At 36.6% G+C, this 22,148-nt stretch carries 36 protein-coding genes; all 36 read left to right on the plus strand.

Annotated features, from left to right (window positions below):
- The first annotated feature begins 179 nt into the window (after positions 1-179).
- The 36 genes from rpsJ to hflC all read left to right on the plus strand — a co-directional run bounded on the left by rpsJ (position 180) and on the right by hflC (position 22,147).
- On the plus strand, positions 180-488 hold the full coding sequence (gene rpsJ / locus M900_RS04080; RefSeq protein WP_021273644.1) for a 30S ribosomal protein S10: 309 nt from the start codon (positions 180-182) through the stop codon (positions 486-488).
- A gap of 71 nt (positions 489-559) precedes the next feature.
- A complete protein-coding gene (rplC, locus tag M900_RS04085; protein WP_021273755.1) occupies positions 560-1,240 on the plus strand; it encodes a 50S ribosomal protein L3 in 681 nt (226 codons plus the stop codon).
- A 23-nt stretch (positions 1,241-1,263) separates the two neighbouring features.
- Complete coding sequence (gene rplD / locus M900_RS04090; RefSeq protein WP_021273649.1) at positions 1,264-1,881, plus strand: 50S ribosomal protein L4; 618 nt, start codon at positions 1,264-1,266, stop codon at positions 1,879-1,881.
- A 2-nt stretch (positions 1,882-1,883) separates the two neighbouring features.
- Complete coding sequence (gene rplW, locus M900_RS04095) at positions 1,884-2,174, plus strand: 50S ribosomal protein L23 (RefSeq protein ID WP_021273763.1); 291 nt, start codon at positions 1,884-1,886, stop codon at positions 2,172-2,174.
- A 25-nt stretch (positions 2,175-2,199) separates the two neighbouring features.
- The gene (gene rplB, locus M900_RS04100) at positions 2,200-3,024 is read left to right on the plus strand and encodes a 50S ribosomal protein L2 (protein WP_021273747.1); all 825 of its coding nucleotides are present in this window, start codon (positions 2,200-2,202) and stop codon (positions 3,022-3,024) included.
- Positions 3,025-3,041: 17 nt separating this feature from the next.
- Positions 3,042-3,323, plus strand: coding sequence for a 30S ribosomal protein S19 (gene rpsS / locus M900_RS04105; RefSeq protein WP_021273659.1), 282 nt, complete (start codon positions 3,042-3,044; stop codon positions 3,321-3,323).
- A 29-nt stretch (positions 3,324-3,352) separates the two neighbouring features.
- On the plus strand, positions 3,353-3,688 hold the full coding sequence (rplV, locus tag M900_RS04110) for a 50S ribosomal protein L22 (RefSeq protein WP_021273694.1): 336 nt from the start codon (positions 3,353-3,355) through the stop codon (positions 3,686-3,688).
- A gap of 9 nt (positions 3,689-3,697) precedes the next feature.
- Positions 3,698-4,327: a 30S ribosomal protein S3 gene (gene rpsC / locus M900_RS04115; RefSeq protein WP_021273599.1), complete on the plus strand. Its 630-nt coding sequence runs from the start codon at positions 3,698-3,700 to the stop codon at positions 4,325-4,327.
- Between the two features lie 33 nt (positions 4,328-4,360).
- Positions 4,361-4,780, plus strand: a complete 420-nt coding sequence (rplP, locus tag M900_RS04120) for a 50S ribosomal protein L16 (RefSeq protein WP_034731294.1) — start codon at positions 4,361-4,363, stop codon at positions 4,778-4,780.
- 13 nt (positions 4,781-4,793) lie between these two features.
- Positions 4,794-4,988, plus strand: a complete 195-nt coding sequence (gene rpmC / locus M900_RS04125; protein ID WP_021273591.1) for a 50S ribosomal protein L29 — start codon at positions 4,794-4,796, stop codon at positions 4,986-4,988.
- Between the two features lie 2 nt (positions 4,989-4,990).
- Positions 4,991-5,248 (plus strand): 30S ribosomal protein S17, encoded by a 258-nt coding sequence (rpsQ, locus tag M900_RS04130; protein ID WP_021273608.1) that lies wholly within the window; start codon positions 4,991-4,993, stop codon positions 5,246-5,248.
- Positions 5,249-5,280: 32 nt separating this feature from the next.
- Positions 5,281-5,649 carry a 50S ribosomal protein L14 gene (gene rplN / locus M900_RS04135; RefSeq protein ID WP_021273610.1) on the plus strand — a complete coding sequence of 123 codons (369 nt, stop codon included), beginning with the start codon at positions 5,281-5,283 and terminating at the stop codon, positions 5,647-5,649.
- Positions 5,650-5,667: 18 nt separating this feature from the next.
- On the plus strand, positions 5,668-5,982 hold the full coding sequence (gene rplX / locus M900_RS04140; RefSeq protein ID WP_021273667.1) for a 50S ribosomal protein L24: 315 nt from the start codon (positions 5,668-5,670) through the stop codon (positions 5,980-5,982).
- A 13-nt stretch (positions 5,983-5,995) separates the two neighbouring features.
- Positions 5,996-6,535, plus strand: coding sequence for a 50S ribosomal protein L5 (gene rplE, locus M900_RS04145; RefSeq protein WP_021273740.1), 540 nt, complete (start codon positions 5,996-5,998; stop codon positions 6,533-6,535).
- 15 nt (positions 6,536-6,550) lie between these two features.
- Positions 6,551-6,856: a 30S ribosomal protein S14 gene (gene rpsN / locus M900_RS04150; protein ID WP_021273657.1), complete on the plus strand. Its 306-nt coding sequence runs from the start codon at positions 6,551-6,553 to the stop codon at positions 6,854-6,856.
- A gap of 17 nt (positions 6,857-6,873) precedes the next feature.
- Complete coding sequence (rpsH, locus tag M900_RS04155; protein WP_021273592.1) at positions 6,874-7,257, plus strand: 30S ribosomal protein S8; 384 nt, start codon at positions 6,874-6,876, stop codon at positions 7,255-7,257.
- A gap of 9 nt (positions 7,258-7,266) precedes the next feature.
- Entirely contained in the window at positions 7,267-7,806 is a 540-nt protein-coding gene (gene rplF, locus M900_RS04160) for a 50S ribosomal protein L6 (RefSeq protein ID WP_021273686.1), read from the plus strand.
- Positions 7,807-7,871: 65 nt separating this feature from the next.
- Positions 7,872-8,249 carry a 50S ribosomal protein L18 gene (gene rplR, locus M900_RS04165; protein WP_021273585.1) on the plus strand — a complete coding sequence of 126 codons (378 nt, stop codon included), beginning with the start codon at positions 7,872-7,874 and terminating at the stop codon, positions 8,247-8,249.
- An 8-nt stretch (positions 8,250-8,257) separates the two neighbouring features.
- The gene (rpsE, locus tag M900_RS04170; RefSeq protein WP_021273595.1) at positions 8,258-8,851 is read left to right on the plus strand and encodes a 30S ribosomal protein S5; all 594 of its coding nucleotides are present in this window, start codon (positions 8,258-8,260) and stop codon (positions 8,849-8,851) included.
- 12 nt (positions 8,852-8,863) lie between these two features.
- Positions 8,864-9,046: a 50S ribosomal protein L30 gene (gene rpmD, locus M900_RS04175; RefSeq protein WP_021273748.1), complete on the plus strand. Its 183-nt coding sequence runs from the start codon at positions 8,864-8,866 to the stop codon at positions 9,044-9,046.
- A gap of 17 nt (positions 9,047-9,063) precedes the next feature.
- A complete protein-coding gene (gene rplO, locus M900_RS04180) occupies positions 9,064-9,516 on the plus strand; it encodes a 50S ribosomal protein L15 (RefSeq protein WP_034731388.1) in 453 nt (150 codons plus the stop codon).
- 14 nt (positions 9,517-9,530) lie between these two features.
- Positions 9,531-10,844, plus strand: a complete 1,314-nt coding sequence (gene secY / locus M900_RS04185; RefSeq protein ID WP_021273758.1) for a preprotein translocase subunit SecY — start codon at positions 9,531-9,533, stop codon at positions 10,842-10,844.
- Positions 10,844-11,482, plus strand: coding sequence for an adenylate kinase (locus M900_RS04190; RefSeq protein WP_021273717.1), 639 nt, complete (start codon positions 10,844-10,846; stop codon positions 11,480-11,482). The genes secY and M900_RS04190 overlap by 1 nt, the downstream gene beginning before the upstream one ends.
- 83 nt (positions 11,483-11,565) lie before the next feature.
- Positions 11,566-11,790 (plus strand): translation initiation factor IF-1, encoded by a 225-nt coding sequence (gene infA, locus M900_RS04195; RefSeq protein WP_021273635.1) that lies wholly within the window; start codon positions 11,566-11,568, stop codon positions 11,788-11,790.
- A gap of 14 nt (positions 11,791-11,804) precedes the next feature.
- Complete coding sequence (gene rpmJ / locus M900_RS04200) at positions 11,805-11,918, plus strand: 50S ribosomal protein L36 (RefSeq protein ID WP_021273697.1); 114 nt, start codon at positions 11,805-11,807, stop codon at positions 11,916-11,918.
- Between the two features lie 20 nt (positions 11,919-11,938).
- Entirely contained in the window at positions 11,939-12,322 is a 384-nt protein-coding gene (gene rpsM, locus M900_RS04205; protein WP_021273640.1) for a 30S ribosomal protein S13, read from the plus strand.
- 16 nt (positions 12,323-12,338) lie between these two features.
- Complete coding sequence (gene rpsK / locus M900_RS04210) at positions 12,339-12,725, plus strand: 30S ribosomal protein S11 (protein ID WP_021273719.1); 387 nt, start codon at positions 12,339-12,341, stop codon at positions 12,723-12,725.
- 23 nt (positions 12,726-12,748) lie between these two features.
- Entirely contained in the window at positions 12,749-13,756 is a 1,008-nt protein-coding gene (locus M900_RS04215) for a DNA-directed RNA polymerase subunit alpha (protein WP_021273615.1), read from the plus strand.
- 34 nt (positions 13,757-13,790) lie between these two features.
- The gene (rplQ, locus tag M900_RS04220; RefSeq protein WP_021273636.1) at positions 13,791-14,147 is read left to right on the plus strand and encodes a 50S ribosomal protein L17; all 357 of its coding nucleotides are present in this window, start codon (positions 13,791-13,793) and stop codon (positions 14,145-14,147) included.
- 68 nt (positions 14,148-14,215) lie between these two features.
- Entirely contained in the window at positions 14,216-14,773 is a 558-nt protein-coding gene (locus M900_RS04225; RefSeq protein ID WP_021273743.1) for a redoxin domain-containing protein, read from the plus strand.
- Positions 14,774-14,906: 133 nt separating this feature from the next.
- Entirely contained in the window at positions 14,907-16,478 is a 1,572-nt protein-coding gene (locus M900_RS04230; protein WP_021273668.1) for a sigma-54-dependent Fis family transcriptional regulator, read from the plus strand.
- 182 nt (positions 16,479-16,660) lie between these two features.
- Positions 16,661-18,229, plus strand: coding sequence for an acyl-CoA carboxylase subunit beta (locus M900_RS04235; RefSeq protein WP_021273761.1), 1,569 nt, complete (start codon positions 16,661-16,663; stop codon positions 18,227-18,229).
- Complete coding sequence (locus tag M900_RS04240; protein WP_021273671.1) at positions 18,226-19,674, plus strand: acetyl/propionyl/methylcrotonyl-CoA carboxylase subunit alpha; 1,449 nt, start codon at positions 18,226-18,228, stop codon at positions 19,672-19,674. The genes M900_RS04235 and M900_RS04240 overlap by 4 nt, the downstream gene beginning before the upstream one ends.
- 2 nt (positions 19,675-19,676) lie before the next feature.
- Positions 19,677-20,189, plus strand: coding sequence for a biotin/lipoyl-containing protein (locus M900_RS16935; protein ID WP_021273602.1), 513 nt, complete (start codon positions 19,677-19,679; stop codon positions 20,187-20,189).
- Positions 20,190-20,201: 12 nt separating this feature from the next.
- Positions 20,202-21,203: an FtsH protease activity modulator HflK gene (gene hflK, locus M900_RS04250; protein WP_021273677.1), complete on the plus strand. Its 1,002-nt coding sequence runs from the start codon at positions 20,202-20,204 to the stop codon at positions 21,201-21,203.
- Entirely contained in the window at positions 21,200-22,147 is a 948-nt protein-coding gene (hflC, locus tag M900_RS04255; RefSeq protein WP_021273621.1) for a protease modulator HflC, read from the plus strand. Before hflK ends, hflC begins: the two co-directional genes overlap by 4 nt.
- Position 22,148: the final 1 nt, after the last annotated feature.

Below are 22,148 nucleotides of genomic sequence, written 5' to 3' on the forward strand. Positions count from 1 at the left end.
TATCAGAAATCCTTGCTTAATTTATATTCTATAACCGACCTATAGATGGGTCGGTTTTTGAGTAAAAAATACAAAAATTTTGGGCCATGTGTAAAAAAAATAAAAAAAAATTTGACATAAGGCCCAAAAAAAAATAAAACCCAGTTTCAATATAGATTTTAATTATATTAGGAAGTTTAATGAAAGCATCTAAATTAAGAATTAAGCTAAGAGCTTACGACTACAAATTGCTAGATAATTCAGTTAATGAAATTGTTCAGACTGCTAAAGAAACAGGTGCAAGAGTTGCAGGACCTATTCCTTTACCAACTGAAATTAACAAGTTCACAGTTTTAAGATCTCCTCACAAAGATAAAAAATCACGTGAGCAGTTTGAAATGAGAACTCACAAGAGATTAATTGATATTATTGATCCAACTCAACAAACTGTAGATAGTCTAATGAAATTAGATTTATCAGCTGGTGTTGACGTAGAGATTAAGTACTAGTATAAAGCATAGACAATTTATTATTAACCATGCATGCATCTCTTAGATTAGAGTGATGCTGTGGAGGCAAAATGACAGAAGAAACAAAGGCTGTTGAGACAGCTAATTCAAACTCAGTTTCTCTTGATTCATTCTTCGGTGTTAAAGCGGGGATGACAAGAATCTTTGACGAAGCAGGGAACCACGTACCTGTTACAGTTATTAAACTTATTCCAAATCACATAACGCAAGTTAAGACATCTGACAAAGATGGTTATGAGGCATACCAAGTTGGTTACTATGAGAAAAAAGAAGCTCTAGTAGTTAAGCCAACTAAAGGTCACCTTGCAAAAGCTAACGTAGAAAACAATTATGTAAAATTTGCTGAAATTCGTCTTGATTCAGTAGATGCTTCTAAGCTTGGTAGTCAAGTATCAGTAGATACTTTCACAGCTGACTCTTATGTAGACATTACTGGTACTACTAAAGGTAAAGGTTTCCAAGGTGTTATGAAAAGACATAACTTCCAAGGGGGTCCAGGTGCTCACGGTTCAAAGTTCCACAGAACAACAGGTTCTATTGGTAACAGAGCTACTCCAGGTAGAGTTTGGAAAAACAAGAAAATGCCAGGACACATGGGTTGTGACAAGCAAACTATCCAAAATATTAAGGTAGTAGAAGTAAATACAGAGAAAGGATACATGCTAGTTAAAGGTAGTATTCCTGGATCTAAAAATGGCTTTGTTAAAGTATCTAAAGCCCTAAAGAAATAGTTATTTAATGTGAGGAAAACGATATGACCGATATCACAGTATTAAACACAAAATTTGAAGATGCAGGAAAGATAAGCACAGAAGTTAATCTTGCTGCTGATATTGTAAATGTACCAGTAGTACATCAAGTTGTTAAAGCGATCCTAGCTTCAAGAAGACAAGGAACTGCTAAAACAAAAACTAGAGCTTTTGTAAGTGGTGGTGGTAAAAAACCATTCAAGCAAAAAGGTACTGGTAACGCAAGACAAGGTTCTAATAGATCAGGTCTAATGGTTGGTGGGGCAACAGTATTTGGTCCAACTCCAAGAGATTATACACAAAAAGTTAATAAGAAAATGGCACTAGTTGCTATTCAGTCAGTATTAGCTGACAAGCTTCAGGCTGGAAAGTTAACTGTTGTTGATAAATTAGAATCAAACGGAAAAACAAAAGAAATGTTCGCACTTCTTAACGGTAAAGGATTACTTCCTGCACTAGTGGTTACAGAAGATAAGAATTCAAATGCTTTAAGAGCTGTAAAAAATCTTCAGTGGGGGAAAGGTCTTGCTGTAGAAGGTTTCTCAGTATATGAAGCTGTTAAGTTTGAAAATCTTGTAATTGAGAAGAGCGCTTTAGAAACTCTATTAGGCAAGTTGGTGTAGTCATGGCAAGTTTAGAAAATGTAATCAGAAAACCACTAATTACAGAAAAGTCATCTGTTATTACTGAAAAGGAAAACAGATACGGATTTGTAGTTGAATTGAAAGCTAATAAAAATCAAATCAAAAGTGCTGTTGAAAAGCTTTATGATGTAAAAGTTTTAAATGTAAAAACAAACATCACTCCAGGTAAAGTAAAAAGAGCTGGAAATAAAACAAAGAAAACAAGCAAGATTAAAAAAGCATATGTTCAATTAGCTGAAGGTCAGAAAATTGAATTTTTTAAAGGCGTTTAATTAGCTAAACCAAAAGAGGATTAAGATGGGTATTAGAAAGTTTAAACCAACAACTCCTTCGTTAAGACGTATGCAAGTTGTAAATTCTGACGAGCTTACAAAAGGTGTTGGACCAGTAAAAAGATTAACTACATCAAAAACTGTAATTGATGGTAGAAATAATAGCGGACGTATCACTGTTAGACACAGAGGTGGCGGAGTTAAGAGAAGATACAGACTAATTGATTTCAAAAGAAATAAATTAGAAGTTCCTGCAACTGTACAGGCGATCTCTTACGATCCAAACAGAACATGTAATATTGCTCTAATTGCTTATGCAGATGGTGAGAAATCTTACATTCTTGCTCCACTTGGACTACAAGTTGGTGACAAAGTTGTTTCTTCAGCAAAAGCCGATATTAAAGTTGGTAATGCTAAGAAGATTAAAGATATTCCAGTTGGTACATTAGTTCACAATGTTGAAATGTATCCAGGTGCTGGTGGACAGCTTGCAAGATCTGCAGGTTCTTATGTTCAAATCATGGCAAAAGAAGAAAAATTTGCTCTTTTAAGAATGCCATCTGGAGAACTAAGAAAAGTAGAAGTTGAATGTACAGCTACTATTGGACAAGTTGGAAATCTTGACCACGAGAAAAGAAACATTGGTAAGGCCGGAAGAAAAAGAAAAATGGGCTTTAGACCAACTGTTCGTGGTGTTGTTATGAACCCTGTTGATCACCCACATGGTGGTGGTGAAGGTAGAACTTCTGGTGGTAGACACCCAGTATCTCCTTGGGGAACACCAACTAAGGGATATAAAACAAGAAGCAATAAGAGAACTGATAAGTTTATTGTTAAGAGAAGAAAGTAATTAATTAGGAGATAAATATGGCCCGTTCGCTTAAAAAAGGTCCATTTGTAGATGTAAGCCTTATGAAGAAAGTTTTAGCAAGTCAAGATGAGAATGCTAAAGGAAACAAAGTTATCAAGACATGGTCAAGAAGATCAACTATTGTTCCAGAATTTATTGGTCTTACTTTTGCTGTACACAATGGTAAAAAGTTTATTCCAGTTTATGTTACAGATAACATGATTGGACATAAGTTAGGGGAGTTTGCATTAACGAGAACATTTAATGGTCACGGTGCAGACAAAAAAGGTAAAAAGTAATTTTTTAGAGTTTTATAAGGAGAGGCTATATGGCCATAGTTGTAAAAAATAGTAGAGTAGGTATTGCGCCAAGAAAAGTTAGACAGGTCTGTGATTTAATCAGAAACCGTAAAGCTTCTGAAGCTCTAAAGATCCTTAGATTTTGTGAGAAGAAAGAAATTTCGCTTGTTTTGGCAAAGTTAATTAATAGTGGTTTAGCGATTGCTTCTGATTCAGAGAAGTATGACCTTGATAACTTAGTGATTGGTACAGTTTACGCAAGTGAAGGACCAACTCTTAAGAGAATCCAGCCAAGAGCGCAAGGTAGAGCATACAGAATTAGAAAAAGAACAAGTCACATTACTGTTGAACTTAAAGAAGCATAGGAATTTAAAATGGGACAAAAAGTACATCCATACGGTTTTAGATTAGGTTACATTAAGTCATGGCATTCAAATTGGTATGCTAGTGATAGAGATTATTCACAAACTCTTCATGAAGATTTAGCGATTAGAAAATATATCGAAGAAAACATGAAGAATGCATCTGTAGCTAACATTGAGCTATCAAGAACTTCAGATCAAGTTAAGGTTACTGTTTATACAGCTAAGCCTGGTATCGCGATCGGTAAGAAGGGTGCAGGAATTGAAAAAATCAGAAATGACCTAAAGGCGCTAACTAGAGGAACTTTAATCTTCAACATTGCTGAAGTTAAGAGACCAGATGCAGACGCGAAACTTATCGCAGAAAACATCGCTTCTCAGTTAGAGAAACGTGTTGCTTTTAGAAGAGCAATGAAAAAAGTTATGCAATCAGCATTTAGAGCTGGTGTAAAAGGTATCAGAGTAAGAACTGCTGGTCGTCTTGGTGGTGCAGAGATGGCAAGAAGTGAAGGTTACACTGAGAGAAAGGTACCTCTTCACACTCTAAGAGCAGATATAGATTACAACACAGCTGAGGCTCATACAACATTTGGTGTTATCGGTGTTAAAGTATGGGTTTACAAGGGTGAGATCTATAAATAAGAATTTTTGAATATATAATTTATTGAGGTAAACATGTTAAGTCCAAAAAGAGTAAAGTGGCGTAAACATCAGAAAGGTAGAATGACTGGTAAAGCCAACCGTGGAAATACTATAACGTTTGGTGATTTTGCTATACAAGCACTATCTTGTGGGTATATAACGAACCGTCAAATTGAAGCAGCTCGTATCGCCATGACAAGAAAGATTAAAAGAGGTGGTAACGTATGGATCAAAATCTTCCCAGATAAGGTTCTTACGAAGAAGCCTGCTGAAGTTAGGATGGGGAAAGGTAAAGGTTCTCCAGATAAGTGGGTAGCTGTTGTTAAGCCAGGAAGAGTAATGTTTGAAATTAAGCATACTGATGCAGACCTAAGTAAAGATGCACTTAAGCTTGCTATGTATAAACTTCCTGTGAGAACAAGAATTATTAGTAGAGAAGCTCAAGAGTTATAGGAAAGAGGGAATTATGCAAAAGCTAGAGTTCAAAGATATTAAAGGTTGGAGCGCGAAAGAGATTGATGCAAAAGTTTCTGAAATCAGAAAAGCAATGTTTGATCTTCGTATGCAAAAGACTACAAGTGGAATTGAAAAACCACATCACTTAAAAGTGGCAAAGAAAAATATAGCGAAGCTTTTAACAGCTAAGGCTAAGGGTGAATAATTATGAGTACTATTGATCATAAAGCGTTTAAAAGAAAGTTAGATGGTGTTGTTGTTTCTGTTAAAAACGAAAAAACTGTAGTGGTAAATGTTGCAAGACGTTTTAAGCATGATGTTTACAGTAAATTCGTTACAAAAACAAAGAAATACCACGCTCACGATGAAAGCGGTTTAGCAAAGCTTGGAGATACAGTAACTATTATTGAATCTAAGCCATATTCTAAACTTAAGAAGTGGGAACTATTTAAGGTAAATAATTAATTTGGCATTGGCCGATGTATACGGAGTAAATCATGATTCAGATGCAGACGAAGCTAGAAGTGGCAGATAACTCTGGAGCTAAAGAAGTTAAATGTATCAAGGTTCTTGGTGGTTCAAAAAGAATGAGCGCAGGACTTGGTGACATTATCGTAGTAGCTGTACAGCAAGCTCTTCCTGGTGGAAAGATTAAAAAAGGTGACGTTAAGAAAGCCGTTATCGTAAGAACTAAGTATCCTGTTAGGAGAGAAGATGGTTCTTATATTCAATTCGATAAAAACAGTGTTGTTATTCTAAATAATAATAGTGAGCCAGCTGGAACACGTATTTTTGGACCGGTTGCACGTGAGTTAAGAAGCAAAAACTTTACTAAGATTTGTTCTCTTGCTCCAGAAGTTCTTTAGGATAGACGAGGAATTATTATGCAAAAGTTGAAAGTTAGTGATCAAGTAGTGGTATTAGCAGGTAAAGACAAGGGTAAGACTGGCGAAGTTAAAAAAATTAACTTCAAAAAGAACGTTGTTTATGTTGCTGGTGTAAATGTATTAAAAAAAGCAGTGAAGCCAACTCAGGAAAACCCTGCAGGTGGAATCATGGATATGGAAGCTCCTCTTCATATTTCGAATGTTGCTGTTGTAAGCCCTAAAACTAAAAAGGCTACAAGAGTAAGAATCGAAGAAAAAGATGGTAAGAAAGTAAGAGTTGCTGTATCTTGCGGAACTGTTTTAGATAAATAAGGTTGGAGCGGATATGAGCAGACTAAATGATCTTTACAAGAATGAAGTAAAAAAACAAATGACTGAGAAATTTGGTTACAAAAATGTACATCAAGTTCCAAAGTTAGAAAAAATTGTTGTTAACTGTTGTACAAAAGAAGCTGTAACAAATTCAAAAATTGTTCAGTCTATTATGGATGACTTAGGTGCAATTACAGGTCAAAAGCCAGTTGTAGCTAAAGCAAAAAAATCAGTTGCAGGATTTAAGTTAAGAGAAGGAATGCCAATTGGTGCAAGTGTTACACTGAGAGGTGAGAAAATGTTCGAATTCCTTGATAGATTAGTAAACATTACTCTTCCAAGAGTTAGGGACTTTAGAGGGGTTTCTCCAAAAGGTTTCGACGGTAGAGGAAATTATACTCTAGGCCTTAAAGAACAAATTATCTTTCCAGAGATCAGTTATGATCAAATCGATAAGGTAAGAGGTTTAGGTATTTCTATCGTAACAACTGCTACTAATAATGAAGAAGGAAGAGAGCTACTAAATCTTTTTGGTATGCCTTTCAGTAAGTAATTAGAGGATAATATAATGGCTAGAAAAGCAAAAATTGTAAGTAATCTTAAGAGAAAAGCTCTTGCAGAGAAATACGGACCATTAAGAAAAGAATTAAAAGCTAAGATTGTGGACGAGAAACTTTCTGATGAAGAGAGATTTGAAGCAATGATTAAACTGCAAAAGTTGCCAAAAAACTCTGCATCAATTAGATATAGAAACAGATGTGGACTTACAGGTAGACCAAGAGCTGTATACAGAAAATTTGGTTTAGCGAGATCAACTTTTAGAGAATTAGCACTAAGAGGAATGATCCCTGGTGTAACGAAGTCCAGCTGGTAATTTGAGGAGTTAATTATATGATGACAGATCCAATAGCAGATATGCTAACAAGAATTAGAAATGCAAACAGTGCTGGACACGACAGAGTTGAGTTCCCAGCTTCAAAGCTTAAAGCTGCTGTATGTAAAGTAATGAAAGATGAAGGGTATATTAGATCTTTCAAAATTATTGCTAAGTCAACAAGTGATATTAAAATTAAAGTACTTCTAAAAGAAGATGCGATCATTGGACTTGAAAAAGTTTCAAAACCAGGGCTAAGACAATATAGAGGTTATAAAGATATCTCTCGTGTTATCAGTGGTTTAGGTACATCGATCCTATCAACTTCTCAAGGTGTTCTTTCGGATAGAGAGGCAAGAAAGAGAAAAGTTGGTGGTGAAGTAATTTGTAATGTGTGGTAGGAGATTACTATGTCACGTATAGGAAAAAATCCAGTAGTAGTACCAGAAAAGGTACAAGTAAATATTAGCAATTCTTTAGTTACTGTAAAAGGACCAAAGGGAGAGCTAACTTATAATCATCACCCAAAAGTTACTGTAAAGCTTGAAGGTTCAGAAATTGTAGTTGCTCCAGTGGATGAAACTAAAATTGCTAAATCTATGTGGGGAACAGCTAGAACACTAGTAAACAACATGGTTGTTGGTGTTACAGAAGGTTTCACGAAGGCATTAGAATTTAACGGAGTTGGTTACAAAGCAGCTGTTCAAGGGAATGTTTTAAACTTATCTCTTGGATATTCGCACCCAATTGAGTATACTCTGCCAGAAGGAATTTCTGCAAAAGTAGACAAGAACAGAATCGAAATTTCTGGTTCAAACAAAGAACTAGTTGGTTTCGCTGCTGCGAAAGTAAGGTCGTTTAGACCACCTGAGCCATATAAAGGTAAAGGTATTAAGTATGCTGATGAAACAATCATCAGAAAAGCTGGAAAATCATCTGGTAAAAAATAAATTTAATATAAGAGTAGCCTAGTAATGGGGCCTGGCAATCAGGCCCTTAGGGTGAAGGAGAGAAAATGATTAGAAAACCGTTGGGTAAGCTGAAAGATCAAAGTCAGACAAGACGCCTTAGAAGAAAATTATCAATCAGAAAAAAATTATCAGGAAACACAGAGAGACCAAGACTTTCAGTTTCTAGATCTAACAAGCACATTGCTGTACAAGTAATTGATGATAGCACGAATAAGACATTATTCAGTGTTCAAACATTTGGTAAAAATGCAGTAGACGCGAAATGTAATGTTGAAGGTGCTAAATTAGTTGGTGCTAAACTTGCTGAAGAGCTTAAGGGAAGAAAAATCGAAACAGCTGTATTCGATAGAAACGGTCTTAAGTATCACGGTATTATTGCAGCTCTAGTGACTTCTACTAGAGAGAATGGAATTCAAATTTAGAGGTTAATATGAGCGAAGAAACAAAAAACGTAGAAGTTAAAGCGGAAGCTAAGAAAGATAAGAAGCCATCTCAAGCTAGAAAAGCCCCAGCAAAGAAGAAAGCTGCAGCAGCAGTTGATGTTGAGCTAGAAGAGAGAGTAGTTGCTGTTAATAGAGTAGCTAAGGTTATGAAGGGTGGTAGAAGATTTTCTTTTTCTGCACTCATGATCGTTGGTGATAAAAAAGGTAGAGTTGGATACGGACTTGGTAAAGCAAAGGAAGTTCCAGAAGCTATCAGAAAAGCAACACAAGCTGCACAGAAATCAATGATTAATGTACAGATTGATGGTGGAACAATTCCTCACTCAGTAACAGGTGCTTTTGATGCTGGTAAGATTTTATTTAAACCAGCTGCTGAAGGTACTGGGGTTAAGGCTGCTGGTGCATGTCGTTCAATCCTTGAGCTTGCAGGTATTAAAGATGTTTTAACGAAATCTTTAAGAGGTAACAACCCACATAACGTTGTTAAAGCAACATTTGATGCATTAAAACAATTACGTTCAGTAGAACAAGTTGCAAATGCAAGAGGAAAAGACGCTAAAGGTCTTAGAATTAAAGGATAAGTCGAGGTTTATATGGCAAACAAGACAATTACAGTAAAGCTAAAGAGAAGTACAATTAAGTGTACAGAAAAACAAAAAGCTACAGTTAGAGGTCTAGGTTTAAGAAAGATGCACTCTTCAAGAACTCTAGAAAATACTTCTGCTGTTAGGGGAATGATTAAAAAAGTTATTCACCTTTTAGATATTCAAGAATAAGTGAGAGGCTAGATATGTTGACGTTAAATAACTTAAAGAGTCCAAAAGGCGCGCACAAGAACATTAAAAGAATTGGTCGTGGACAAGGTTCAGGACAAGGACAACAAGCTGGTAAAGGTCACAAAGGTCAGAAGGCTAGAGCTGGTGGTGGTGTAAGAACTGGTTTCGAAGGTAACAACCTTCCACTATATATGAGAATTCCAAAGAAAGGTTTCTCAAATTCACCATTTAAGGTATCATATGCAGAAGTTAGCCTTTCGGCGATCGAAGCAAAGTTTGATTCTGGTGAAGTTACTAGAGAACTTCTTGTTGAAAAAGGTCTTTTAAATGGTATTAACAAGAGAAAGCCAATTAAAGTTCTTGCTAACGGTGAATTAAAAACAGCTTTAACATTTGTTAATATTGATAAATTTACTAAATCTGCTGCTGAGGCCGTTGCTAAAGCTGGTGGAAAAATCGAGACTAAGTAAGAAAGGATCTCTGAATGTCAAATGCTCATGGAAAATTAGAAGAGCTTAAAAAGAAAGTACTATTTACTTTCTTATTATTGGTTGTATATAGATTGGTTGCGCAAATCCCTGTTCCAGGTGTAGATGCGCAAGCAATTCATTCTTATTTTGCGGACTCTGGTGGTGGAGGTCTTTTTGATCTTATTAACACATTCAGTGGTGGTGCTTTTAAGAGATTCTCAGTACTCGCTCTGGGGATCATGCCATATATTACAACTTCAATTATTTTTAGTCTTCTAGGGGAAGTAATTCCTCAGATTCAAGAGCTTCAAGAAGATTCAGAAGGTAATAAGAAAATTCAGAAATGGACACGCTATGCGACTGTAATCCTATGTTGTATTCAGGGTTACAGTATGGCTGCTGTTTTTGAGACTTTCGTGAGCCCAGGCGGCGCGAGAGTAATCCCTGATCCGGGTCTTTTGTTTAGGGCAACTACAATGATTACCCTAGCAGCTGGTACAATGTTTCTTCTTTGGTTAGGAGAGCGTGTAACTGAGCTTGGTCTTGAAAATGGTGTTTCGCTAATTATTTTTGCAGGTATTGCTGTAGAGTTACCATCAGAAATGATTCAAAAAATGACACTTTATAGATCAGGTGAAATGACAGGTATCTCATTGTTAACATTCTTTGCTGTTATCATTGCCTGTTTTTTTATTGTTGCTTTCGTTGAGAGAGCATTTAGGGCAATACCTGTACAATATGCCAAGAAAGTTGTTCACAACAGAGTGTATGGTGGAACGCAAACTCTGCCAATGAGAGTTGATACAGGTGGGGTAATGCCGCCAATCTTAGCTTCGTCGTTATTGGCAGCACCAGCAACTTTTGCAACTTTTATTCCGCAAAATAGTGTGTTTAGACCATATTTTGAGACGATTCAGCAATCGCTTTTTCCTGGTCAAATGCTGTTTAATATTCTTTTTGCTCTTCTGATTGTGTATATGACTTATTTCTATGCGCCAATCCAGTTTAAGACAAAGAAAATTGCAGAAATGTTACAAAAGAATAATGCTTTTATTCCTGGAATTAGACCAGGTGAGAAAACAAGAGAATATCTAGACGGACTTCTTGGTAGAATGTCTTTCTTTGGAGCTCTGTTTCTGTGTGTTATTTGTATAGTTCCAACAATCATCACAGGTTCTCAAACAAGATTTGGTGGAACTTCAATGCTGATCCTAGTAAGTGTGTCAGTTAGAGTTATGATGAATATTCAGTCTTTTATGTTTGCTGATAAATATGAGGCTTCATATAAATCAAAAGGTAAATATAACGGAAATAATAGAAGGTTTTAATGAGGCCACAGTTAATTTTAATTGGTGCCCCTGGTTCAGGGAAAGGTACTCAAGCAAAGAAGTTAATTTCTGAGTTTGGGTACAATCATGTTTCTACAGGAGATTTACTCCGTGCGGAAATTCAAAAAGGTTCAGATCTAGGTGAAAGAGTAAAGTCAATCCTAGATGCTGGAAATCTTGTAGATGATCAAACTGTTTTAGACTTACTAAATGCTAATTGTGATATTGCAAATAGTACTTATATATTTGATGGTTACCCTCGTAATCTTGAGCAGTCTAGGGCTCTTGACTCTGAGGTGCTAAAAGGTGCTTCTTCTAAAGCGATTTACTTTGACGTGGATTTAGAAATTCTTGTAGAAAGAATTGTAAATAGACGTGTAGCTATGAAGAGCGGTGAGATTTATAACTTGATTACGAGGCCGCCAAAAACTCCTGGTAAGTGTGATGTTTCTGGTGAAGACCTCGTTCATAGAAAAGATGATACAGAGGAAACGGTTAGAAACCGTATGAACGTATTCATTGAAAACGTTGAGCCTGTTCTTGCTTATTATGAGCAGTCAGGAAGACTATATAGAGTTAAAGCCTCTGAGTCATCAACAGAAGTTTTTGAGAAAATAAAGAATTTAATTACAAAATAATAATATTTTTTTTGCGAATGCTGTTGCCTTATGGCCCTGAGTCATATATATATGCACAGTTGCATAAAATTGGAAGTAAAATAATGACAAATCAGGATACGATTGAAGTAGAAGGTGAAGTAGCAGAGCTACTTCCAAATACAAAATTCCGTGTCAAATTACCTAATGGTCACTCAATTATTGCACATATTAGTGGAAAAATGAGAATGCATTTTATTAAGATTCTCCCGGGTGACAAAGTATTGGTTGAAATAAGTAAGTATGATCTGACGAAAGGAAGAATAACTTATAGAAGTAAAGGTCGCTAGCGCAAGAGGTTGTTATGAAAGTTAGAGCATCAGTTAAATCGATGTGTAAAGATTGTAAAGTAGTAAAAAGAAAAGGCGTACTTAGAGTTGTATGTAAAAACCCTAAGCACAAACAAAGACAAGGTTAATTTAAAAAAGGAGTGTAGCTATGGCGCGTATTCTTGGTGTTGATATTCCTCGAAATAAAGTTTTAAGAATTGCCCTTCAAAAAATCTATGGTGTAGGACCAAAGGTTGCTGAGGAAGTTCTTGCAACGACTAACATCGATGCAAACAAAAGTTCGAATGATTTATCAGAAGAAGAAGCAAATGAAATCAGACTTGTTCTAGAGTCAAAGTATCTTGTAGAAGGTGATCTAAGAAGAGAAATTGGTCTTAACATTAAAAGACTAAAAGATCTTGGTTGCTATAGAGGTATTAGACATAGAAAAGGTTTACCAGTAAGAGGGCAAAGAACTCATACTAATGCAAGAACTCGTAAGGGGCCTGCAGTAGCAATCGCTGGTAAGAAATCAATTAAGTCAATGAAGTAATTGCAGGAGTTGAGTAATGGTTAAGAAAACTGCTTCAAAAAAGAAAGCTAAAAAGAACATAAGTAAAGGTATTTGCCACATCTTATGTTCTTTCAATAATACAATTGTAACGTTTACTGATGTACACGGTAACGCTGTTTCTTGGGCATCTGCTGGACAATTAGGGTTCAGAGGGTCTAAGAAATCTACACCATTTGCTGCACAAACAGCATCTGTTGAAGCGGCAAAAAGAGCTGCTGAGCACGGTATGACATCTGTAGAAGTAAGAGTAAAGGGTCCTGGTGCTGGACGTGAAAACGCTGTTAGAGCACTTTTAGCTGCTGGTATTAAAATTACTTCAGTTGCAGATAGGTCTCCAATCCCACACAATGGATGTAGAGCACCTAAGAGAAGAAGAGTATAATTTAAATATTTAAGGAGCTGTCTGTGGACTCATTTATTTCAAAAAACTGGACCAGCATGATTAGACCGGTTGCTTTAGAAGCTGATATCGAAAAGCAAGGTATTACTTACGGAAAATTCGTTGCGAAGCCTTTAGAAAGAGGTTATGGACAAACTTTAGGGAACTCTTTAAGAAGAGTTCTACTATCTTCACTACAAGGCGCTGGGATTGTTGCAATTCGCGTTGAAGGTGTTGAGCACGAGTTTGGTACGATCAATAACGTAAAAGAAGAAGTATCAGAAATTATCCTAAACCTAAAAGAAGTTCATTTTAGATTAAAGGGTAAAGAAGACGTAATCCTAAATCTTGAAAAATCAGGTGAAGGTCCTGTTACTGCTGGCGATATTGCAGAACATGCAAACGTTGAAGTATTAAATCCAGAGCACGTTATTTGTAACGTTTCTTCTGGTGGATCGATCAAGATGGAACTTAAAGTTGCTAGAGGTAAAGGTTATGTTACTGCTGTCGACAATAAAGAAATCCATGATCTTCCAATTGGATGGGTTTATTTAGATTCTCTATTCTCTCCTGTTACTCGTGTTAACTACACTGTAACAAACTCTAGGGTTGGGAAGAGAACAGATTATGATAAATTAACTCTAGAAGTTTGGACAAATGCTGGTGTTGAGCCACAAGATGCTGTTGCATATTCTGCAAAGATTCTTAGAGATCAACTTTCAGTTTTCCTAAGCTTCGAAGATGAAGAGCAAATTACAAGACTAGAGAAGGCTCCGGCTCAAACTGCTAGTCCTGCAAACTCTGCACTTCTTAAGCCAGTTTCTGAACTAGAGCTGTCTGTAAGATCTGCAAACTGTTTGCAAAATGCAAATATTAAGTATATCTACGAATTAGTTTCTAAGACTGAAGGTGAGATGCTGAGAACTAAGAATTTTGGTCGTAAATCGTTAAACGAGATCAAAGAAATTCTTACTCAGATGGGTCTTGGTCTTGGAATGAAAGTAGATAGCATAATGAAAGACCTTAAAGATTAATTAGGTCACGTTGAAGTTGTTGTAGGAGAAGATCATGAGACATCAAAATCACAAATATAAGTTAGGAGTAAATCCTTCTCATAGAGTATCACTTATTAAGAACCTTGCTTCTGAAGTAATTGATCATGGGCAAATTAAGACGACACTTACTCGTTGTAAAGCGGTAAGAGGTTATGTTGAAAAACTAGTTACTTTAGCAAAAGTTGACACTGTTGCAAACAGAAGACAAGCTTTAAAGAAACTTAACAACAAAGATGCTGTTGCAAAACTATTCACTGAAGTAGCTCCAAAATTCAAAGAGAGAAACGGTGGGTATACAAGAATTATGAGACTAGCTGATAACAGAACTGGTGATAATTCTAAGATGGCATACATCGCATTCGTTGATTAATTGTTAATTTTTTGACAATAAATTGAAAAAGGCTTCTCATTTTGAGAAGCCTTTTTTATATTGAGCCTATGAAAATATCATCTAAATTTACAATTATATTTTTAATACTAGCTGTTGCGATTGGCTTCTCTATTTACGAGAAGAAGAAGATGGACTCATACTTTGATGAGAGTGCAGCTCCAGTGTTAAAAGAATTGCCTGCTATTCAGGGTTTGACTGAGTTCAATTCTGATAAGCCTATAACATTCGATGAAATACTTTCTGGTTCAAATGGAATGCTGGTTCATTTTTGGGGAACTTGGTGTGCTCCATGTGAGTTTGAATTGCCAGAGTTTCTAGAGTTTTCTAAAAAATTAGGTGAGATGAATGTCAAAGTTGTTCTACTGGCCGTAAATGATGATGACATAAAAATTAAAAAATTTATGAAAAGATTTGGCACTTTATCTTCAAATATTGTCTTAATTCATGACAAAACAAATCAGGCCATGACTAAATTTGGTGTCGTAAAAGTTCCAGAAACTTTCCTTTTTAACACGAAAAAATTGAATATGACGAAGTTTGTAGGTCCCCAAGATTGGAAGTTACAGTCGTATATTTCACGTGTTATGAACTACTTAGCAATATAGTTGAGTCTTCAACATATTGCTTTCGCTAGTGTCTAAAAATTTATCAAAATAGATTTAAGTTTAAAAATTAGATTGCCGAAAAGTTTGACAGTAAATACCTCGTATCGGGGTTGATTAAACACGGAGCTGTCAAATGATTAACTGGAATGATCTCAAGGGACTTCACGTTATCTCAAAGTTAGAAGAGATATTAAATAAGTGGTTTGGAGTAGAAGCGATTTATACAGATGCACATTACAAAGTTAGAAGTGGGCATATGGATAAAGATTATGAATTTAAGAATCATTTTTTTAAAGTTCAGATGTCACTTCCACACGGTTATGACTTTCTAGCAAGTGATATCGAAAGAATTACTGAAGATATGTACCAGTCAAAACAGTCAATCAGTGTTTGTGATTCATACTTTCCGGGTGTGAAGATGATTGCTTCGAGGATTGAAATTGATGGAGAAAGGCTGGGGACAGTTTTCGCTCTACCGTTTGTTTTTGATACATTCACTGAGGCAGATAAGACTTCTCTCGTGAAGATGCTTGTTGAAAATGGCGCAGTTGAGGCAGATGCACAAAATGCTGTATCTCACCTTAAAATGCTTTCAGCGAGTGAAGTTGAGTATCTTGAAGAGCTTGTTGGTCTAGTGTCTGGAGAGGTTGTTACTTTCCATAGTGAGATCTCAAAAAGAGAAGAAAGAATCCATATGCTAAATTCTGAGCTTGGTGAGAAATTTAGGTACCATAATATGATTGGGAAATCGAAACCGATGCAGAAGATCTATACTCTACTTGAGAGAATTTCTAACTCTGAATCCTCGGTTCTGATCCAAGGTGAGAACGGGACAGGGAAAGAACTAATTGCGAAGGCGATTCATTTTCATTCGCCACGTAAGGACTATCAATTTCTTGCAGTAAACTGTTCGGCGTTTAATGACAACCTACTTGATTCGGAACTGTTTGGGCACGTAAAAGGTGCATTTACGGGAGCGATTAAAGATAAGCCAGGTTTCTTTGAAGTGGCTAATGGTGGGACATTATTCCTAGATGAAATCGGGGATACTTCACTGAGTATGCAGGTTAAGTTACTTCGTGTTCTTCAGGAAGGTACTTATATGCCAGTTGGGGCTGAGGCATCTAGAAAAACGGATGTTAGGATATTAGCGGCGACGAATAAAGATCTAAAGAAGATGATGGCTTCTGGTGAATTCAGAGAAGACCTTTATTATAGAATCAATGTTCTGAATGTGAATCTTCCGTCACTTAAAGAGAGAAAAGAGGATATTCCTGTGCTGATGGATCACTTCCTAAAGAGAAAGTGTGACGAGCAGGGAATGCCGATGAAGCAATTCTCGAAGAAGTGTATGGAGAAGATGTTAGATTATGCATGGCCAGGGAACGTAAGACAGCTTGAGAACGAAGTTGAGAGACTTGTGGTACTTGCTGGTGAAGATAAGACAATTACTCCTGATCTATTGAGCCCACAGATTCTTGATTTTGGAGCAGCTCCAGAGGCAAATACTAGAGGTGTAAACACTAATGGTAAGCTTAAAGACGCGCTTCATGAGCTTGAGGTGATCATGATTAGAGAGGGGCTTAAGAGATGTAATTTCAATAAGTCAAAATTGGCTAAGGAACTTGGGATTTCGAGAGCGAGTCTTATTATGAAAGTTGAAAAATATGAACTTGATAAGAGAAAAAAAGCAGCTGGTGAATAAGCCAAATCAACAATAAGCAGACTAGGCCTCGTTTTGAGGCCTTTTTTGTGCGCAAAGTCTAAGTAACGCAGGGTCAATAGTCATTTCTAGTCATATAGGTGTAAACTTCGAAATCATTTTTCGTTGGGTAATGCCGCATTTTTGAACCAAAAATGGTCGCGGCACTATAATGGAGGTTAGTTATGGCTACTGACGAAGTACTCGAGCAAAAGAGAGCGCTTTTAATAGAAAGAAGAAACTTAGCAGATCTAGGTGGTGGAGAAGGCAGAATTGCAAAACAACACGACCAAGGAAAGTATACTGCTCGTGAAAGAATTGAGCGTTTAATTGATCCAGGAACATTTATTGAATTTGATAAGTTCGTTACTCATCGTTGTGTGAACTTCGGAATGGATGAAAATAAATTCTACGGAGACGGTGTTGTTACTGGTATCGCGGAAATTAACGGACAAAAGATTGCACTATACTCGCAAGACTTTACTTGTTGGGGTGGAGCACTTGGTGAAGCACACGCAAAGAAAATTTGTAAGATAATGGATTTTGCTCTTGAAAATAGAATCCCAGTTATTGGTATTCAAGATTCAGGTGGAGCAAGAATTCAAGAGGGTGTTGATGCTCTTGGTGGATACGCGGAAATCTTTTGGAGAAACGTAAAAGCTTCAGGTGTTATTCCTCAAATTTCTTTAATCATGGGGCCATCTGCAGGTGGAGCGGTTTATTCGCCAGCTGTAACAGATTTTATCTTCATGGTTGATAAGACATCTTATATGTTCGTAACTGGACCAGATGTTATTAAGACAGTTACTCACGAAGAAGTGACAAAAGAAGAACTTGGTGGGGCTGCGACTCACGCAGAGAAGTCTGGTGTTGCGCAGTTTAAGTGCCGTGATGAAGATGATTGCTTTGAGAGAGTGAGAGAATTACTTGCTTATATTCCAGCTTCAAACTTTAGAAAGCAGGAACCAAGGTATACAGCAGATCCAGTTTATAGAGATAACTCTAAACTTAAAACTGTAATTCCAGGAAATCCAAAGAAGCCATATGATATGAAAGAAGTAATTCTTGATATCGTGGATGAGGGACAATTCCTAGAAGTTCATAAAGACTATGCAAGAAATATCATTGTTGGTTTCGCTTCAATTGGTGGAATTAAAATTGGTATCGTTGCAAACCAACCAGAAGTATTAGCTGGTGTTCTTGATATCGATTCTTCATGTAAAGCAGCTCGTTTCATTAGATTCTGTGACGCTTTTGATATTCCAATCGTTTCACTTGTAGATGTTCCAGGTTTCTTACCGGGTACAGTTCAAGAGTACGGTGGGATTATTAAGCACGGATCGAAACTTCTTTATGCATATGCAGAAGCGACTGTTCCACTAATTACACTTATTACAAGAAAGTCTTATGGTGGAGCTTATGACGTTATGGCATCTAAGCACATTAGAGCTGATATTAACCTTGCATACCCAACTGGAGAGATCGCGGTTATGGGTGCTGAAGGTGCAGTAAATATTGTATTTAGACATGAACTAGCAGGTCTAACTGGTGAAGCCTTTGATAAGAAGAAAGCTGAGCTTGTTGCAAACTATGAAAACAATTTTGCAAACCCTTACGTAGCTGCAGAAAGAGGTTATCTTGATGCGATTATTCTTCCAGAAGAAACACGTAAGAGAATCTATGAGTACCTAAGAGTACTTAAAGATAAGCAAGTTGAAAGACCAGAACGTAAACATGGGAATATTCAATTATGATCAGACAGCAAAAGAACGAAAGTAGAAGGATAATGATTGCAAACCGTGGAGAGATTGCTTCACGTGTTGCTAAAGCATGTCGTGAACTTGGGCACACTGCTATTGGTCTTTGGACTGATAATGAGCGTAATGCAACTCACTTACAATTTTGTGATGAGTGGGTTCACCTTGAAGGTTCTTCGAATGCTGAAACTTATCTGAACGTAGACAAATTAGTTGAAGTAGCAAAGAAATATAACGTCGATGCTGTTCACCCAGGGTATGGATTCTTATCTGAAAACGCTGGTTTTGCTAGAGCGCTACAGGCCGCTGGAATTACTTTCATCGGTCCAAATGTTGATGCAATTCAAGTGATGGGAGATAAGGCCACATCTAAGAAGCTTGCGAATGAAGTTGGAGTACCAACTGTTCCAGGTACGGATGAAGCGGTTCCAACAGTAGAGGGAGCAATTAAAATTGCTGCACAAATTGGGTACCCAATACTTCTAAAAGCCGTTGCCGGTGGTGGTGGTAGGGGGATGAGAGTTTGCAATAACGAAGAAGAAGTTAGAGCAAACTTTGATGCCGTAGGAAGAGAGTCTAAAGCAGCATTTAATAATGGTGATCTTTTAGTTGAAAAACTAATTGTTAATCCAAGACACATTGAAGTTCAGATTCTTGCTGATAAGCAAGGAAATGTCTTTCACTTCTTTGAAAGAGAATGTTCTGTTCAAAGACGTCACCAAAAAATTATTGAAGAGGCACCATCTCCATTTATTGGGGAAGATGAAGAGTTAAGGCAGAATATCTGTAATACAGCGGTTAAGCTTGCAAAAGCTGTTAACTATGATTCTGCTGGTACTGTTGAATTCATCATGGGTGAAGATAAGAGTTTTTACTTTCTTGAGATGAATACTCGTATTCAGGTTGAGCACCCGATTACTGAAGAAATCACAGGAATGGATCTTATCGTTTGTATGATTCAATCAGCATTAGGTGATAGTTTAGGAATTCCATCACAGGAATTTATTAAGAGAACTGGGCATGCGATCGAATGTCGTATTTGTGCTGAAGATCCAATTACAATGTTGCCAGCTCCTGGTCTAGTAACAGGCTTTGAAACAAACTTCCCACAAGGAACTCGTTTTGATCACTGTCTATTTAAAGGTCTAGAAGTAACACCAGACTTTGATCCAATGGTTGGAAAGCTTGTTTGCAAAGGTATCATTAGAGATGTTGCTGTTAGAAAAATGAGAGCAGCTCTTGATGGTCTTTTTATAGAAGGGCTTAAGACAAATATGCCACTTTTAAAAGTTATTCTTAGAGAACAAAAATTCTGTGAAGGTATTTATACAACTAACTACATCAAAGAAATTGCACCTCAAGAATGTGTGAAAACTGACTTTAACCACCTACGCTTCTATGAAGTACTTGCAGGTGTTGAAGCTAGAAGAATGGGGATTTAATAATGAGAACCTATTTAATAGATGATGAAGGTAAAGAATTAATAATTGATCTTACAAAGACTACTGTTCACAGCTATGACAATGTTGAGTACAACTACTCAACAATTCAGGACAATCAAGTTGTAAATCAACAAGTTGTTCACGTAAGAAAACTATGCGGACAATATTTCATTTCAACGGATAAAGTTGCTTGGAAGAAAATTCCAAGACAAGATCTTCCATCGAGAATGATAAATGTTGATACTGTTTACAATATCTTCAGAGGATTCAAGCCATCAGGGCTTGGTGGTGCTGACGAAGGTGAGCTTTTAACTAAGATGCCAGGTAAGGTTGTTAAAATCAATGTTGAGGTCGGAAGCCAAGTTAAAAAGGGTGAGGCTGTTTTAATTTTAGAGGCCATGAAAATGGAAAACGAAATTAAATCCGGAATTGATGGTATTGTTAAAGCAATTCATGTTAAAGTTGGAGACACTTTAGAAGAAAACGTCCTAATGATGGAAGTTGAAGCAAACTAAATTGGAGGAATTATGTCTTTTAATCAGAGACAACCATCCAACGACTTTGAAAAAATGAAGCAAGATTTAGATAAGGCCCTAAAGATGATAGGGCCTTTTTTCGTTTTGCTTATTTTAGTTGTTGGTACTTACACGTCATTTTACACAGTAGAACCGGATGAAGAAGCGGTTGTTATTCGTCTTGGGAAATTCACAGGTACAAACTCACCAGGTTTACATTTTAAAATTCCATTAGGAGTAGATGAAGTAATTAAGGTAAAAACAAAGAGAGTTCTTCAAGAAGAGTTTGGGTTTAGAACTGCAAGCACTTCAAGAAGAGTGACACAATATCGAGATGGAAAAGATATGGATGTTGAGTCTCTTATGCTTACTGGGGACTTAAACGTTGCTGACGTTGAGTGGGCCGTGCAATATAGAATTGCAGATCCATTTAAGTATATTTTCCAAGTTGCAGAGCCTATTCAAACAGTCAGAGATGTTTCTGAGTCTATTATGAGACGTGTCGTAGGAGATAGATCAGTATCTGAAACTTTAACGACAGGAAAAGTTGAGATTGAGACGACTGCACAAGAGTTGATGCAATCTGTCTTAAATAAGTACGACATTGGTATTCAAATTATCTCTGTTAAGCTTCAAGACGTGAATCCTCCACAAGTGGTTAAGGCTTCATTCAATGAGGTCAATGAAGCTAAACAGGAGCAAGAGAAGGCCATTAATGAAGCTGAAGGGGCATATAACAAAGTTATCCCTGAAGCGAGAGGTAAGGCGGAGAAACAAATTTCTCAAGCGGAAGGTTTTTCAATCGAACTTATTAACAGAGCTCAAGGTAATGTTGCTAAGTTTGAAGAAATCCTAAAAGAATATCAAAGAGCACCAAAAATTACGAAGAAAAGAATCTATCTTGAAACGATGGAGAGTCTTTACAAGAACTTTGATGATATCACAATCATTGATACGAAAATTAAAGGTGTTCTGCCTGTATATAACGGACAACTGACTGGAGGTGGAAAATGAGTAAATTTCCATTAGTAATTATTCTAGTTCTAGCAGGATTAATGCTTGGTAAGAATTCTTTATTCGTTTTAGATGAAGGAAGACAAGCGATTATCACTGAGTTTGGTAAGCCGGTTGGGAAGCCTGTAACTCAGGCTGGATTACATTTTAAAACGCCATTTGTTCAAGACGTAAGATATGTTGATAAGAGAATGCTGTCTTGGGATGGATATCCAAATCAAATTCCTACAAAGGATAAGAAATTTATTAAAGTTGATACAACTGCAAGATTTAGAGTTGTTGATGCACTTAAGTTTATTCAGACAGTAAGAAATACAAGTGGTGCAAAGGCGAGAATTGATACTGTCCTAGACTCTGCAACTCGTAATGTGATTTCATCTCATAATCTTGTTGAGGCCGTAAGGGACTCGAACGCAATTATCGAGAAGATAAACAATAATGAGAAATCAACAGACGTGAATGATATCAACGAAGAGATTACTGGTGATATTGAAGAGGTTTTTGTTGGAAGAGAAAAACTGAGTCAGTTAATTGTTGAAAAAGCAGATGCCGAACTTAGAGAGTTTGGGATTGAGCTAATTGATGTTCAACTTCGTCGTATTTCTTACGAGAAAACAGTTGAGCAAAAAGTTTATGAAAGAATGATCTCAGAAAGAAAGAGAATCGCAGCAAAAATTAGATCAATTGGTGAAGGTGAAAAAGCTAAGATCGAAGGTCGTCTTGAAAAAGATTTAAGGCTAATTACATCTGAAGCTTATAAGAAATCGCAAAAAATTAAAGGCCAGGCGGAAGCTAAGGCGTCGGCAATTTATGCGAAGGTATTCGCTAAAGATCCAGGGTTCTATGAATTTATGAGATCAATGGATGCTTACAAGGCTTCAATTAAAAAAGATACAAAGTTAATCTTATCTTCAGATAGCGAATTTTTAAAATTCATGAGGTAAT

Origin of the sequence: Bacteriovorax sp. Seq25_V (genome assembly GCF_000447795.1) — a bacterium.
GTDB lineage: Bacteria > Bdellovibrionota > Bacteriovoracia > Bacteriovoracales > Bacteriovoracaceae > Halobacteriovorax_A.